Origin of the sequence: Streptomyces chlorus (genome assembly GCF_042655885.1) — a bacterium.
Lineage (GTDB): Bacteria > Actinomycetota > Actinomycetes > Streptomycetales > Streptomycetaceae > Streptomyces > Streptomyces chlorus.
Map to the genome: position 1 here is coordinate 31,423 of NZ_JBHSOA010000012.1, position 14,608 is coordinate 46,030.

12 protein-coding genes and 1 pseudogene are annotated in these 14,608 nt (G+C 70.5%); 6 read left to right on the forward strand and 7 right to left on the reverse strand.

All coding sequences use genetic code 11. The features are described from left to right. Positions 1-72 precede the first annotated feature (72 nt). A pseudogene (locus ACFPZI_RS06945) lies at positions 73-561 on the reverse strand (ABC transporter permease); the annotation flags it as partial. A gap of 91 nt (positions 562-652) precedes the next feature. Between ACFPZI_RS06945 and ACFPZI_RS06950 the strand changes: the two are divergent. Then, positions 653-1,633, forward strand: coding sequence for an NAD(P)H-quinone oxidoreductase (locus ACFPZI_RS06950; RefSeq protein WP_381359646.1), 981 nt, complete (start codon positions 653-655; stop codon positions 1,631-1,633). Positions 1,634-1,662: 29 nt separating this feature from the next. On the opposite strand, the gene ACFPZI_RS06955 is transcribed toward ACFPZI_RS06950, so the two are convergent. Beyond that, a complete protein-coding gene (locus ACFPZI_RS06955; RefSeq protein ID WP_381359649.1) occupies positions 1,663-1,971 on the reverse strand; it encodes a hypothetical protein in 309 nt (102 codons plus the stop codon). Between the two features lie 729 nt (positions 1,972-2,700). Between ACFPZI_RS06955 and ACFPZI_RS06960 the strand changes: the two genes are divergently transcribed. Beyond that, positions 2,701-3,243, forward strand: coding sequence for a bacterial proteasome activator family protein (locus ACFPZI_RS06960; protein WP_381359652.1), 543 nt, complete (start codon positions 2,701-2,703; stop codon positions 3,241-3,243). A 131-nt stretch (positions 3,244-3,374) separates the two neighbouring features. Here ACFPZI_RS06960 and ACFPZI_RS06965 read toward each other — a convergent pair whose 3' ends face one another. Further along, the gene (locus ACFPZI_RS06965) at positions 3,375-5,060 is read right to left on the reverse strand and encodes a protein kinase domain-containing protein (RefSeq protein ID WP_381359654.1); all 1,686 of its coding nucleotides are present in this window, start codon (positions 5,058-5,060) and stop codon (positions 3,375-3,377) included. Positions 5,061-5,410: 350 nt separating this feature from the next. On the opposite strand from ACFPZI_RS06965, the gene ACFPZI_RS06970 reads away from it, so the two are divergent. Next, positions 5,411-7,015, forward strand: coding sequence for a protein kinase domain-containing protein (locus ACFPZI_RS06970; protein ID WP_381359657.1), 1,605 nt, complete (start codon positions 5,411-5,413; stop codon positions 7,013-7,015). A 142-nt stretch (positions 7,016-7,157) separates the two neighbouring features. Here the strand turns inward: ACFPZI_RS06970 and ACFPZI_RS06975 are convergent, their stop codons facing one another. Further along, entirely contained in the window at positions 7,158-8,189 is a 1,032-nt protein-coding gene (locus ACFPZI_RS06975; protein ID WP_381359660.1) for a phosphotransferase enzyme family protein, read from the reverse strand. 540 nt (positions 8,190-8,729) lie between these two features. Here ACFPZI_RS06975 and pdhA point away from each other — a divergent pair. From pdhA to ACFPZI_RS06990, 3 genes are read left to right on the forward strand one after another with little or no spacing between them, the layout of a single operon-like run. Further along, positions 8,730-10,034, forward strand: coding sequence for a pyruvate dehydrogenase (acetyl-transferring) E1 component subunit alpha (gene pdhA, locus ACFPZI_RS06980; protein WP_381359662.1), 1,305 nt, complete (start codon positions 8,730-8,732; stop codon positions 10,032-10,034). A 1-nt stretch (position 10,035) separates the two neighbouring features. Beyond that, positions 10,036-11,013: an alpha-ketoacid dehydrogenase subunit beta gene (locus ACFPZI_RS06985; RefSeq protein ID WP_381359663.1), complete on the forward strand. Its 978-nt coding sequence runs from the start codon at positions 10,036-10,038 to the stop codon at positions 11,011-11,013. 15 nt (positions 11,014-11,028) lie between these two features. After that, positions 11,029-12,501 (forward strand): dihydrolipoamide acetyltransferase family protein, encoded by a 1,473-nt coding sequence (locus ACFPZI_RS06990; protein WP_381359666.1) that lies wholly within the window; start codon positions 11,029-11,031, stop codon positions 12,499-12,501. 79 nt (positions 12,502-12,580) lie between these two features. Here ACFPZI_RS06990 and ACFPZI_RS06995 read toward each other — a convergent pair whose 3' ends face one another. The 3 genes from ACFPZI_RS06995 to ACFPZI_RS07005 all read right to left on the reverse strand — a co-directional run bounded on the left by ACFPZI_RS06995 (position 12,581) and on the right by ACFPZI_RS07005 (position 14,559). After that, positions 12,581-13,558, reverse strand: coding sequence for a BRO-N domain-containing protein (locus ACFPZI_RS06995; protein ID WP_381359669.1), 978 nt, complete (start codon positions 13,556-13,558; stop codon positions 12,581-12,583). A 307-nt stretch (positions 13,559-13,865) separates the two neighbouring features. After that, positions 13,866-14,045, reverse strand: coding sequence for a type II toxin-antitoxin system RelE family toxin (locus tag ACFPZI_RS07000; protein ID WP_381359672.1), 180 nt, complete (start codon positions 14,043-14,045; stop codon positions 13,866-13,868). A gap of 70 nt (positions 14,046-14,115) precedes the next feature. Beyond that, entirely contained in the window at positions 14,116-14,559 is a 444-nt protein-coding gene (locus tag ACFPZI_RS07005; protein ID WP_381359675.1) for a hypothetical protein, read from the reverse strand. Between the last annotated feature and the right edge of the window lie 49 nt (positions 14,560-14,608).

Below are 14,608 nucleotides of genomic sequence, written 5' to 3' on the forward strand. Positions count from 1 at the left end.
AAACAACGCGGTGCCCCGGGGGCAGGTGCCCCGGGGCACCGCGTTGTTCCTCGCGGCATTCGCCGGCCCGCGTCACTTGCGGTTGTAGAGCCGCATCGTGATCGGTCCGAAGACCAGGATGAACAGGGCGGACCAGCCCAGCGACCAGGCCACCTCGTCGGCCGGCCAGTCCCCCGCCATCAGTCCGCGCACCGCGGACGCCAGGTGCGTGACGGGACTGTTGTTGACGAAGGCCTGGAGCCAGCCCGGCATGGTGCCGGGGTCGACGAAGACGTTGGACAGGAAGGTGAGCGGGAAGATCAGCAGCATGCTGACGCCCATCACGGACTTCTCGGTGCGCAGCATCAACCCGAACATCGTCCAGATCCACGCGAACGCGAACGCGAAGATCACCAGCAGCGCGATCCCGGCGAGCACACCGGCGACCCCGCCGTCCGGCCGGTAGCCGAGGACGATGCCCACGGTGAGCATCACGACGGACGCGATGGTGTAGCGCAGGGCGTCCCCGAGCAGATAGCCGACCATCGTCGAGGGCCGCCAGATCGGCAGGGTGCGAAACCGCCTCCGCCCATGGACCGAGGCCGGTCCCCGGACCGAGGCCGGTCCCCGGACTTGAGCCGCCCACGGCCCGGCCAGGGGTAGCGTCGTTCCCATGTATGCGATCACGATTCCCGAACCCGGTGGGCCCGAGACGCTGGTATGGGCGAAGGTCCCCGATCCCGTTCCCGGCGAGGGCGAGGTACTGGTCGAGGTGGTGGCCGGGGCCGTCAACCGCGCCGACATCATGCAGCGGCAGGGCTTCTACGACCCCCCGCCCGGCGCCTCCCCCTACCCGGGCCTGGAGTGCTCCGGCCGGATCACCGCGCTCGGTCCCGGGGCGACCGGGTGGGCGGTCGGTGACGAGGTGTGCGCGCTGCTCGCGGGCGGAGGCTACGCGGAGCAGGTCGCCGTCCCGGTCGGCCAGTTGCTCCCCGTCCCCGAGGGACTCGACCTCAAGCAGGCGGCGGCCCTCCCGGAGGTCGTCTGCACGGTCTGGTCGAACGTCTTCATGGTGGCCCACCTCCGCCCCGGCGAGACGCTGCTCGTGCACGGCGGCTCCAGCGGCATCGGCACCATGGCGATCCAGCTCGCCAAGGCCGTCGGTGCCAAGGTCGCCGTCACGGCCGGTACGAAGGAGAAGCTGGAACGCTGCGCCGAGCTGGGCGCCGACATCCTGATCAACTACCGCGAGCAGGACTTCGTGGCCGAGCTGAAGCAGGCCACCGACGGCGCCGGCGCGGACGTCATCCTCGACAACATGGGCGCCAAGTACCTGGACCGCAACGTCAAGGCCCTCGCCGTCAACGGCCGGCTCGCGATCATCGGCATGCAGGGTGGCGTCAAGGGCGAGCTGAACATCGGCGCCCTCCTCGGCAAGCGTGCCGCCATCAGCGCGACCTCGCTGCGCGCCCGGCCGCCGGCGGAGAAGGCGGCGATCGTCGCGGCCGTGCGGGAACACGTCTGGCCGCTGATCGACGGCGGCCATGTCCGTCCCGTCGTCGACCGTGAGATCCCGATGCCGGACGCGGCCGACGCCCACCGGGTGGTGGAGGCCAGCAGCCACATCGGCAAGGTGCTGCTGATCGCGCCGTAGGACGTCCGGATGTCCGTGGGCTTCGCGCTTCAGCTCCGTCGCAGCCTGAGGCCCACGAACGCCAGTCCCAGCCCGAGCCCTATCAGGACCAGTCCGCTGCCCAGCGGCAGGATGCGCAGCATGGGCCCGGCGGAGCGCTCGGTGCCGGGGTTCGCCGCGTGCCGGCGCGACACCTCGGAGGGCACCGTGGCGGCAGCCTCCTGCGACGGGGTTGCCCGATGGGTGGCGCCGGTCCCGGGTTTCTCGGCTCCGTCCGTACCGTCTCCGGAGTCCGGGGCGGACCCGCTGTCCTTCGCCCCGACATGGGCCTCGCCCGGCTTCTCGGGGACGCCACTCACGCCGTCGCCCGGACCGGAGGGCTCCGGTACGGGGGTTGCGCCGTCGCCGGTGCCGCGCCGGCCGTCGCTCGGTCCGCCGTCCCGTCCACCCCGCGGGTCCGCCTTCCCGGTCCCCTCGGTCCCTTCGGGCCTCTCGCTCCTCTCCTCCGGTCCGGGCATCTCCCGCCCCGGCCGCTTCCGCCCCTCCCCGGGCCGGCTACCGGCCCTGGAGGGATCGTTGGAGAGCGACGGCGCCGCAGCCGCAGCCGCCGAAGCCACAGCCGAAGCCGGGCGGAAGGGTAAGGGCACGGAAGAGAGAGCAGGAGAGGATGAGCGTGCGGTTGCGGGGGAGGGCACATCGAACCCTCCGGCCACCGCCTCCTGACGCCCGCCCGCCGCCCCTTCGGAGCCGTAAGCCACCGCCGTACCGAAGGGCGTCACGGCAGCGCTGTACGGCATCGCCGCCCCCGCTCCCGTCCCGGCCGCGGCCCCCGCTCCCGTCACCACCCCGAGTGCGACGCCCGCCCGCAGGACGAGCCCCGCCCTCGTTACCCTCACTGCACACAGCCATGGAGCCACGACGGTGACCTCCCGCACCGGCCGGTGCCTGTTCGCACCGTCGGCAAGATGGGCCGGATGGACCCCCACATGCTCGCATTCCCGTGCATCCCCGGCATTTCGGATTCCTCCAGTCAGGGGGCAGTCAGGGGGCCCCGGAGGTGTGGGGCGGGCGTGCGAGAGAATGGCCGTATGGAGATGCCGAGGAACGAACGGTCGCCGGACAACCCGCATATTCTGGTCGTCGGCCAGGACGGGATGGCGCTCGGCGGGGGCACGGGGGACGAGGACTCCCGCGAGGTCCCGGTGACGGAGCAGGTGGAGCAGCCCGCGAAGGTCATGCGGATCGGCAGCATGATCAAGCAGCTGCTGGAGGAGGTGCGCGCGGCCCCTCTGGACGAGGCCAGCCGGGTCCGGCTCAAGGAGATCCACGCCAGCTCGGTGAAGGAGCTGGAGGACGGACTCGCGCCCCAGCTGGTCGAGGAGCTGGAGCGGCTTTCGCTGCCCTTCACGGACGAGGCGACCCCGAGCGACTCCGAACTGCGGATTGCGCAGGCCCAGTTGGTGGGCTGGCTGGAGGGCCTCTTCCACGGCATCCAGACCACGCTCTTCGCCCAGCAGATGGCCGCGCGCGCCCAGCTGGAGCAGATGCGCCGGGCCCTTCCGCCGGGCGTCGGTGACGGCGGAACCGAGGAACCCCCGATGGGCGGCCGCGTGGGTGGCCCCTACCTGTAGTCGTCCCTGCCCGCTTCGACAGGACGACGGTCGAAAGGGGGCCCGGCATCGAAGCCGGGCCCCCTTTGTATGTCCTTCGTCCCTTGTCCCTGTGTCCTGGTGAGCTCAGGTTTCCACAGGAGCTCAGGAGCTCAGCCGTTCGGCGGATTGCCCGTGGAGACGTCGAGCTGGATCTTGGGCATGTCCTCGGGGTCGACGTCCGTACCGGCGGCGGGGAACTGGTTCATGACTGCGCCTTCGCCGTACGTGTTCTCGTCGACGTTCCGCACGTCCAGGTCCCAGCCGGCGGCCTGGAAGCATTCCTTGACCGACGCTATGTTCTTGAACTTCAGCTTCGGGAGCTTGATCTTGTCCTCGTCGTTGTAGGACTCCTCCGGGTCCGTGCACTCCTCCGAGTCGATCGTCCTGTCCGGGTCGGGCCCGCGGTAGCCGGCCGCCTTGGAGGCCGGCGCCGACACCGACGCGCTGACGCCCGGGTCGCCGGCCTGGTTGTTCTCGTCGCCGTTGCCGTTGGCCAGCAGCGCCGCGACCAGGCCGCCGGCGGCGAGGACGGACACGACGATCGAGCCGATGATCACCGGCTTGTTGTTCCTGCCGCCGCCGCCCGATCCGCCCGAGCCCGGACCCTGGGGCGACAGGTTGTACGGCGGTGGCGTCGACGGGCCGCCGTGCTGCGCGCCGTACGGGGGGTGGGGTGTCGCGTGGCCGCCCTGCGGGGCGCCCTGCTGCGGATAGCCGTATGCCGGGGCAGGGCCCGGCGCGGCCGGGGTGCCGTACGGGTTCGGAGTGTGGTGCGGGGGCGGGCCCGGCGTGTACGGCGTCTGGACGCTGCCCGGGGCCACCGGCGCCGACTGGTCGACGGGCGGGAACACCGCGGAGCCGACGCCCGAGCCGCTCTGCCCGTGCGTGCCGGGGACGATGCTCGGCGGGGCGGCCTGGAAGGACTGGCTCACCCGCAGGCACTCGCCGCGCATGGCTTCGGCGCTGGGGAAACGCTCGTTCGGATTCTTCTTCAGCGCGCGGGTGATCAGCGCGTCCACGGCCGGGGGCAGCGAGCGGTTGACCGAGGAGGCGAGCGGCGGCTCCTCCTGCACGTGCGCGTACGCGATGGCCAGCGGCGAGTCGGCGTCGAACGGGAGCCGTCCGGTGACCAGTTGGAAGAGCATGATGCCGACCGAGTACAGGTCGGAGCGGGCGTCGACGCCCCGCCCGAGCGCCTGCTCGGGCGAGAGGTACTGCGGGGTGCCGACGACCATGCCGGTCTGTGTCATCGAGGTCACGCCGGACTGCATGGCACGGGCGATGCCGAAGTCCATCACCTTGACCACGCCGCGCTTGGTCGTCATCACGTTGCCCGGCTTGATGTCCCGGTGGACCAGGCCCATCTCGTGGCTGATCTCCAGGGCGGCCAGCACGTCCGCGGTGATCTTCAGCGCCTTGTCGGCGGGCATCGCGCCCTGCTGCCGTATGTCCTCGTCGAGCACGGAACCCAGCGGACGGCCCTCGACGTACTCCATGACGATGTACGGCATCGTCATGCCGTCCACATCGTCCTCGCCGGTGTCGAAGACCGAGACGATGTTGGTGTGCGTGAGCTTCGCCACGGACTGGGCCTCGCGGCGGAAGCGTTCGCGGAAGGCCTGCTCCCTGCCGAGTTCCGTGTGCAGGGTCTTGATCGCGACCTGACGGTCGAGCACGCTGTCGTACGCGAGATGGACGGAGGCCATGCCGCCCTGGCCGAGCAGGTCCCGCAGTTGGTAGCGGCCGCCGGCCAGCGCCCGCCCCGTGTTGTGGCCCTGTGCGCCGTCCTGGCTCATGTTCCGCGTCCCCCGTAGCCTCTCCGGCGCTGCTGCCGTCGGCGACCGATTCCTCGTAGATCCAATGCGCTATACCCGGCCAAGTCTGCCCCAGGCCACTGACACGTCAAGCGTGGGGCCCGTTCCGTGGCCGTACGGGAGAGAAGCGTCGCGGAAGCGTTACAAGGGACGTGAGGCGGGTGCACGGAATTTGCACGACGATATGGATTGCGGGTTTCATGGCCGGTCCGTCTCATGCCCGTTCCTGGCAGCCCGTCCCGGACGGGAGGCCGGCGTGAAGGCTGTAGCGTGGCCGACGGAGACCGTGACAACACCGCGCGCACCGCGGGCAGAAACGACGGCGAGGACTGATGGCACAGCAGCAGCGCGCTCAGGGCCCGTCCGACCCCGAGGCGACTGGCGGCGGCATGTCGGACGCGCCGGACAACTGGGGTAACGGCGGGCTTGTCGGTGACGGACGTTACCGGCTGACACACAGGCTCGGCCGGGGCGGCATGGCCGAGGTGTTCGCCGCGGAGGACGTGCGGCTCGGGCGGACGGTCGCCGTCAAACTGATGCATACCGATCTCGCCGAGGACCCGATCGCCAAAGCGCGTTTCACGCGTGAGGCGCAGTCGGTGGCCGGTCTCAACCACCACGCGATCGTCGCCGTGTACGACTCCGGTGAGGACATCGTGGGCGGCCAGGCCGTGCCGTACATCATCATGGAGATCGTCGAGGGCCGCACGATCCGCGATCTCCTGATCAACGCCGAGGCGCCCGGCCCCGAACAGGCGCTGATCATCGTCTCCGGCGTCCTGGAGGCGCTGGCCTACTCGCACCAGCACGGCATCGTGCACCGTGACATCAAGCCCGCCAACGTCATCATCACGGACAACGGTGCCGTGAAGGTGATGGACTTCGGCATCGCCCGCGCGCTGCACGGCGCGTCCACGACGATGACGCAGACCGGCATGGTCATGGGCACCCCCCAGTACCTCTCGCCGGAGCAGGCGCTCGGCAAGGCCGTCGATCACCGGTCCGACCTGTACGCGACCGGCTGCATGCTGTACGAACTGCTGGCACTGCGGCCCCCGTTCACCGGCGAGACGCCGCTGTCCGTGGTCTACCAGCACGTGCAGGACATCGCCACGCCCCCGTCGGAGGTCTCGGACGCCAGCCCGCCGGAGCTGGACGGGCTTGTCATGCGCTCACTCGCCAAGGAGCCGGACGACCGGTTCCAGACGGCCGAGGAGATGCGCGGGCTGATCCAGTACGGGCTGCAGATGCTCTACGACCAGGGCGGCCACACCGGCACCTGGAACACCGGTCCGGTCGACATGCACGACGGCGGGCGCACCCCGGCGGCGGGTTTCGCGGGCACGACGGCGATGCCGCACCCGGACGCCTCCGGCACCGCGGCCATCCCGAAGCCGATTCTCCCCAACCTGTACGGCGGCGGGGACGACGGCGGTTTCGAGGGCGGTGACAACCGGGGCAACGGCCGCGGCAAGCTGTGGATTCTCGCGGTGCTCGCGGTGATCGCCGTCGTCGCGGGGGTCGCGCTGGCACTGAACAGCGGCAGCGGCGACAAGGGTGACAAGGAGCCGTCCGAGTCGCCGTCCTCCTCGCAGACCAGCGACGAGAAGGAGAAGTCCAGCGCGTCGCCGGACGAGGACGACACCACCGCCGAACCGGAGGCGCCGAACACAGGCACCGGCACCGGCAACGGCTCCGGAGGCGGTGGCTGGGTCCCGCCGTACACCCCGTCCCCGACGGCGCCGCCGAGCCAGCCGCAGACCGAGGAGCCGACGGGCGAGCCGACGAACGTCCCGACGACGCCGACGGTGACGCAGACCGAGGAACCGCCGGAGACCGAGCCGGAGCCGGAGCCGGAGACGGGCGGCAACGAGGGTGGCGCGGTCAACGGCGGTACGGAGGGCGGCGCGGCCGCCGGCGCCGTCACCGGCGGCTGACCACGGACTACGAGCACGGACTACGGGGCGGGCGCTCAAGCGTCCGCCCCGTCCCGCGTCCGCCTCACCCCGCGCGGGGCCGTCTCACTCAGAGCACGTCCCGCGCGGGCTCATGCCGTGAACGGCCCGCCAGGCGCCCGCCTCACCCCGTGAACGCCGCGCGCACCGCGTCGTACTCCCGGCTCCACCACACCACCAGTGCGGCCGTGGCCGGGAACTGGGGGTCCGCGCGGGTGTCGTCGCGCTCGTAGTGCCAGCGGAGCATCCAGAAGTCGTTGAGGCGTTCCCACCACACCCGGTGTACCGCCGCGGCGAGCTGGGCGGGCGTGGCCCCCGCGCCGCACCGGTACGCGCGCGCGTAGGACCGTACGCGCGGCAGGTCGAGGGTGCCCGAGGGCCGGACGAAGAAGATCGCCGCCGCGCGTACGGCCTCCTCCGCGCGGGGCTGTACGCCGAGCCGGTCCCAGTCGACGATCGCCGCGGGCGCGCTCCCCCGGTACAGCACGTTGAACGGGTGGAAGTCGCCGTGCACCCACCCCACCACGTCCCCGCGCGGAGGGCGCCGGTCGGCGTGCCGCTCCAGAAGGGTCCGCCGTTCCAGGAGCCGGCGGCGGGCGAGGGCGTCGAAGGAGTCGGCGGGGCGGTGCCGGCGGACGCGGCCGAGCAATTCGTCGATGAGGGTGAGGGTGTCGGCCGGGTCGGCGCTTTCCGCCGGGGCGCTGTGGGTCCGTGCGGGTGCTGGCATCACGCGTTCCAGGCCGGCGTGCACCGCGCCGAGCAGTGCCCCGAGCCGTGCGCACTGTCCCGGTGTGAGCTGCCCGCCGTGCCGGTGCCGGCCGTCGATCCAGGGATGCAGGGCGTACGCGTGGCCGCCGACCACGGCGACCGTGCGCCCGTCCCGGGCGGGCAGCGGCGGGGCCACCGGCACGCCCAGTTCGGCCAGGCGCCGGGTGGCCCGGTGCTGGCGGACGATCGCGGCCGGATCGGCGGTCTCGGGGTCGAAGTGGTGCTTGAGGAAGTAGCGGCCGCGGGTCGTACGCAGGCGGTAGCCGCGGTTGAGCAGGCCCTCGTCGACGGGCTCGCAGGTCACCGCGGAACCGGCGGCGTACCGGCGCAGCAGGGCGCCCAAAGGGGGCGCGTAAGAAACAGGGGGTGGTACACGTAAGGGCGACACGCGCCAGATGCTAAGGCACCGCGTGGACCCGTGAGCTGCGCGTTGTCACAGGCAGTCATTTACGGTCGCACTATGTGCCCGATCTGCCGCCGGGCGGGAACCGGATGGGATGCCCGGCAGACACCGGGCGGGAGCCCGGCGGAAGCCCGGTGGGTGCAGGGCCCGCCGCCGATCTTCCATCGGGCGCGGCGCAGGGCGCGGGACACACCCCTTCCCGTGTCCGGGGTCGCCGGGATAACGTGCCGTTGCTCCGGCCTCCTGCAAGGCTGTGACCAGCGCACCTTTCCCGCCTTTCGGATTTACTTGGAAATCCAAGCAAAATCCCAGGTCAGGAAGGGTTTCACAGAAATGTGGCGCACTGGGTAACGTGCTATGTGCAGGTCGCTCGCCGGGGCACCTGTCACGCCTGTTCCCGGCCGAGCGGCACCCACCCCGTGCCCGTGGTCGAGAAGAGGTGAGCCTCCCCCAGGCTTCGACGAGCTGGAGGGGGACCCCAGACCTACCGGCAATCCCGGGGGTCGGACCGACGGAGGAGCACACGTGACCGTGGAGAGCACTGCCGCGCGCACACCGCGACGCAGCGCCGGAAGTGATGCCGGCGCCACCGGCGCCAAGCGCACCACCACCAGCACCACCGCCAAGAAGGCGGTCCCGGCCAAGAAGGTGGCTGTGGCCAAGAAGGCCCCGGCGGCCAAGAAGGCATCCGCCGCGAAGAAGGCCCCGGCGGCCGGGAAGACCGGTGGAACGAAGCCGCAGAGCGCCGAACCCGGCCTCGTACAGCTGCTGACGCCCGAGGGCGAGCGGGTCGGGAACGCCGAGTTCGACCCGTACGTCGTGGGCGTCACCCCCGAGGAGTTCCGCGGCCTGTACCGCGACATGGTGCTCACCCGCCGCTTCGACGCCGAGGCCACCGCGCTCCAGCGCCAGGGCGAGCTGGGCCTGTGGGCCTCGCTGCTGGGCCAGGAGGCGGCGCAGATCGGCTCGGCGCGCGCGCTGCGCGACGACGACTACGTCTTCCCCACCTACCGCGAGCACGGCGTCGCCTGGTGCCGCGGGGTGGACCCGACCAACCTGCTCGGCATGTTCCGCGGCGTCAACAACGGCGGGTGGGACCCGAACAGCAACAACTTCCACCTGTACACGATCGTCATCGGCTCCCAGGCGCTGCACGCCACGGGCTACGCCATGGGCATCACCAAGGACGGCGCGGACAGCGCGGTGATTGCCTACTTCGGCGACGGCGCTTCCAGCCAGGGCGACGTGGCCGAGGCCTTCACCTTCTCCGCGGTCTACAACGCCCCGGTGGTGTTCTTCTGCCAGAACAACCAGTGGGCGATCTCCGAGCCGACCGAGAAGCAGTCCCGCGTCCCGCTGTACCAGCGCGCGCAGGGCTTCGGCTTCCCGGGCGTGCGGGTGGACGGCAACGACGTGCTGGCGAACCTCGCCGTGACCCGGTGGGCCCTGGAGCGGGCCCGCGCCGGTGAGGGGCCGACGCTGATCGAGGCGTTCACCTACCGCATGGGCGCCCACACCACCTCCGACGACCCCACCCGCTACCGCCACGACGAGGAGCGGGTCGCCTGGGAGGCCAAGGACCCGATCCTGCGCCTTCGCCGCTACCTGGAGTCCGCACACCACGCGGACGAGGGATTTTTTGCGGAACTGGAGACCGAGAGCGAGACGTTGGGCAAACGAGTGCGCGAAGCGGTCCGTGCCATGCAGGACCCTGACCACTTCGCCATCTTCGAGAACGCGTACGCGGACGGACACGCCCTCGTCGACGAGGAGCGGGCCCAGTTCGCCGCCTACCAGGCGTCGTTCGCCGACGTGGACGGGGGTAAGTGACATGGCAGAGAAGATGGCCCTGGCCAAGGCGATCAACGAGTCGCTGCGCCGCGCTCTGGACACGGACCCCAAGGTCCTCGTCATGGGTGAGGACGTCGGCAAGCTCGGCGGCGTGTTCCGGGTGACGGACGGGCTGCAGAAGGACTTCGGTGAGAGCCGCGTCATCGACACCCCGCTCGCCGAGTCGGGCATCGTCGGCACGGCGATCGGCCTCGCCCTGCGCGGCTACCGCCCGGTGGTCGAGATCCAGTTCGACGGTTTCGTCTTCCCGGCGTACGACCAGATCGTCACGCAGCTCGCGAAGATGCACGCGCGTTCGCTGGGCAAGGTGAAGCTCCCGGTCGTCGTGCGCATTCCCTACGGCGGCGGCATCGGCGCGGTGGAGCACCACTCCGAGTCCCCGGAGTCGCTGTTCGCGCATGTGGCGGGCCTGAAGGTGGTCTCTCCGTCGAACGCGTCGGACGCGTACTGGATGATGCAGCAGGCCATCCAGAGCGACGACCCGGTGATCTTCTTCGAGCCCAAGCGGCGCTACTGGGACAAGGCCGAGGTCGACGCCGAGGCGATCCCCGGCCCGCTGCACACCGCGCGCGTGGTCCGTGAGGGCACCGACCTGACGCTGGTGGCGTACGGCCCGATGGTGAAGCTCTGCCAGGAGGTCGCGGACGCGGCCGCCGAGGAGGGCCGCTCCCTGGAGGTCCTGGACCTGCGCTCGGTCTCGCCGCTCGACTTCGACGCGATCCAGGCGTCGGTGGAGAAGACGCGCCGCCTGGTCGTCGTCCATGAGGCACCGGTGTTCTTCGGTTCGGGCGCGGAGATCGCCGCGCGGATCACGGAGCGCTGCTTCTACCACCTGGAGGCCCCGGTCCTGCGGGTGGGCGGCTACCACGCCCCGTACCCGCCGGCCCGCCTGGAGGAGTCCTACCTCCCGGACCTGGACCGGGTGCTGGACGCCGTCGACCGCTCGCTGGCGTACTGAGGGAAAGGGAGGGTCGTGACGACGATGACGCAAGCGCCCGTCCGTGAGTTCAAGATGCCCGACGTGGGCGAGGGGCTGACCGAGGCCGAGATCCTCAAGTGGTACGTCCAGCCCGGTGACACGGTCACCGACGGCCAGGTGGTGTGCGAGGTCGAGACGGCGAAGGCGGCCGTGGAGCTTCCCATCCCCTACGACGGGGTGGTCCGCGCGCTGCACTTCCCCGAGGGCACCACGGTGGACGTGGGCACGTCCATCATCGCGGTGGACGTCTCGGGCGGGGCGGCCCCGGAGCCGGAGGCCCCCGCGGCCGCGCCGGTTGCCGTACCCGCACCCGCCGCTGCCGCACCCGCCGAGCAGCCGGCGAAAACCGAGCCGACGGCGGTGGGCTCGGGCCGCCAGCCCGTGCTGGTCGGCTACGGAGTGTCGACATCCGCCACGCGCCGCCGCCCGCGCAAGTCCGCCCCGGACGGCTTCGCCCAGCAGACGGTGGCGGGGGCCCAGGCGGAACTGAACGGCCACGCCCCGGCTGCCCCGGCTGCCCCGGCGCCCGCCGCCGGTCCGGTGGCCGACGCGCAGCGCCCGCTGGCCAAGCCACCGGTGCGCAAGCTGGCGAAGGACCTCGGCGTCGACCTGGCGACGGTCACCGCGACCGGCCCGGACGGCATCGTCACGCGCGAGGACGTCCACGCGGCGGTGGCGGCAGTCGCGGCAGCGCCGAAGGCACCGGAAGAGCCGACGACCGTTCCCGTCCCGGTGACCGCTTCCGCGCCGGTGTCGTACGACACCGCCCGGGAGACCCGTATCCCGGTCAAGGGGGTGCGCAAGGCGACGGCGGCGGCGATGGTCGGCTCGGCGTTCACGGCGCCGCACGTCACCGAGTTCGTGACGGTCGACGTGACACGCACGATGAAGCTGGTCGAGGAGTTGAAGCAGGACAAGGAGTTCACGGGCCTGCGCGTGAACCCGCTCCTGCTGATCGCCAAGGCCCTGCTGGTCGCGATCCGGCGCAACCCGGGCGTCAACGCGTCCTGGGACGAGGCGGCCCAGGAGATCGTGGTCAAGCACTACGTGAACCTGGGCATCGCGGCGGCCACCCCGCGCGGTCTGATCGTCCCGAACATCAAGGACGCCCACGCCAAGACGCTGCCGGAACTGGCCGAGTCCCTGGGTGAACTGGTGTCCACGGCGAGGGACGGCAAGACCTCCCCGTCCGCGATGCAGGCCGGCACGGTCACCATCACCAACGTCGGCGTCTTCGGTGTCGACACGGGCACGCCGATCCTCAACCCCGGCGAGTCCGCGATCCTCGCGGTCGGCGCGATCAAGCTCCAGCCGTGGGTCCACAAGGGCAAGGTGAAGCCCCGTCAGGTCACCACCCTGGCGCTGAGCTTCGACCACCGCCTGGTCGACGGCGAACTCGGCTCCAAGGTCCTGGCCGACGTGGCCGCGATCCTGGAACAGCCGAAACGGTTGATCAGCTGGGCGTGACGATCACGAACCGAGTAGGTTCAGCACAGGAGGGGCGCCGCAAGTTGGTGTTGCGACGCCCCTCCTGCTGTGCCCGGGCTCAGATCTGATGGAGCACATACACCGGAGCCCCGTCCTCAGCCCCGCCCCGCGAGCGGATACAGGCGTGCTTGCGCAGCAGCCGGAGGCACTCGTTGACGCGACGCACGGAAAGCCCCGTACGGGAGGCGATCGACTCCAGCGGCTCGCACAGTTCACCCTTCTCGACGAGTACCGGAGCGATCACCACGGCCACCGCCCACACGTCCTCGGTCACGGACAGCCGCTGCCGCCAGTCGGCCAGGACCGTTTCGGTGGTGGGCAGCGTAGCGAGGTGGACCTTGGGCGTCCGACGTTCGAGGACGAGGGTGTCGAACCGGTCCGCGATGCGTTCCATCGCCCGGACCATGGCCTGCTGCACGGCGAGGGTGGCCTGTTGTGCGGCCAGCATCTCCCTCTGCATGGCCAGCGTCTCCTTTTGCAAAGCGATCGATTCGCGCTGCCCGTTGGCCAGCTCCTCGTCCAGCTGAAGGTTGTGCGCCTCCAGCCGGACGATGGCCTCGGCGACCTGTTCCGGCATGGCGTAGGCGATGGGGGCACCTGGCTCGGGTGACTGCACCTCGGCCTTGTCGAGAGAGTAGGAGCCCTCGCGCTGAACGGTCTCGATCACTTCGGCGACCCACTGCTTGAAGGGGGCGCAAGCCGGTTTCGTGCAGGCGTTGACGAGGAGAATGAGACCTTGGAGATCGATGAGTTGCAGGTCTCTTCGCCAGCTCCTACCTGCGGGAATGCCGAGACAGTGACTTCCAGTCACTGTCTCGAGATTGTCTCGATGCTCCTCCGGGACATGGTCGAGGAGTGCCTTTCGGGGTGTGGTGTAGCCCAACCGCTTGCAGACGTCCACCGCCGGGAACCAGTGCGTCCCGTCCGGCATGGTCAGTCTCCGGACCCGTTCTCCGGTCGCCGCGTACACGAAGTCGCTGACGTCGATCGCCTCATGCCGTTCGGCATGCTTCGGTCGTTTGCTGGGTTCGTTCATGTGAACCACCTCCGCTACGGAACGTAGAGCGGGGCGGAGCGAATATGCCGGCCGGTTCGAGGATGTTCACGACTGCGAGCGAAGATGATCGAAACCGCTGTTCCGGCCGACGGGAGTGTGTATGGGGACGGCAGTGTGAGGCATGGGAAAGGGGCCCACATGCAACTGTGGGCCCCTTTCGTGTTCCAACGTGTCAGGTCTTGCTGAAGCCGTAGTCCAGGAACTTCTTCGCGTGGCCCGAGCCGGTCCTCACGCCGATGGTGCCGCTGTAGTTGTCGAGCGGAACGGTGAGTCCGCGAACCGGCTGTCACAGGGCGGTGCTGCCTACCATCAGGATCTTGATGGCAACAGTGCTGCCGTCGATCTCATAGGTCACTCGGTACTTCCCCACCCGTAAACGCCGGAGGCTGGTTCCTCCGAGTTTGCTACTGGAGGGCGGCTCGGGGTCGGCGGCGAGGGCATTGACCGCTTTCACCAGCGGTTTCACCGCGTCGCCGTCCCGGGCTCGGATCGCTTCAGGCCTTCGGAGGCCGTCCGCTCCCAGATGATGGTGTAACTCACGAGGCTTCCGCCCCCATGACGAGGGCGTTGATCTCTGCCTGGGTGGCTGTGGGACCGTCCGCGAGGCGTGCGTGCAGGGACACGGCCGCATCGGCGAAGTCGATTGCCTGCTCGCGCGCGTCCTCGTGCGGCGCGGCGTCGGCGAGGGCCTGGGTCCACCAGTGGTTCAGGAAGGCGTCAAAGCCGTCGGCGTCACCCAGAGCGCCCAACTCCGTGTAGAACTCGGCGCGACGATCAATGCGGAGCGCCGCACCGATCCCGTCCACGGTGCGGGGAACGACCTCGCCGGTGAACCCGGTGGCCCCGGGGTGCCCCCGGTCGACGACGAGTTGTGCGACGTGCCTGCGGGCGCGGGGGATGTTCTGGGGATAGGGCGTGTAACTGACCGTGTCGTAGCGGTCGTAGCCCTTGGAAAGCGGGAGCGGACAGGAGTCGGTCATGGGGCGCACCTCCTTGTGCGAGCCGGCGGTGGCTCCGCCGTGCGGGTGT

Excerpts from the sequence above, each read along its gene's own strand:
- ACFPZI_RS06950 (WP_381359646.1), top strand. The coding sequence starts at position 653 with ATGTATGCGATCACGATTCCCGAACCCGGTGGGCCCGAGACGCTGGTA.
- ACFPZI_RS06960 (WP_381359652.1), top strand. The coding sequence starts at position 2,701 with ATGGAGATGCCGAGGAACGAACGGTCGCCGGACAACCCGCATATTCTG.
- ACFPZI_RS06965 (WP_381359654.1), bottom strand. The coding sequence starts at position 5,060 with ATGAGCCAGGACGGCGCACAGGGCCACAACACGGGGCGGGCGCTGGCC.
- ACFPZI_RS06970 (WP_381359657.1), top strand. The coding sequence starts at position 5,411 with ATGGCACAGCAGCAGCGCGCTCAGGGCCCGTCCGACCCCGAGGCGACT.
- ACFPZI_RS06985 (WP_381359663.1), top strand. The coding sequence starts at position 10,036 with ATGGCAGAGAAGATGGCCCTGGCCAAGGCGATCAACGAGTCGCTGCGC.
- ACFPZI_RS06995 (WP_381359669.1), bottom strand. The coding sequence starts at position 13,558 with ATGAACGAACCCAGCAAACGACCGAAGCATGCCGAACGGCATGAGGCG.
- ACFPZI_RS07005 (WP_381359675.1), bottom strand. The coding sequence starts at position 14,559 with ATGACCGACTCCTGTCCGCTCCCGCTTTCCAAGGGCTACGACCGCTAC.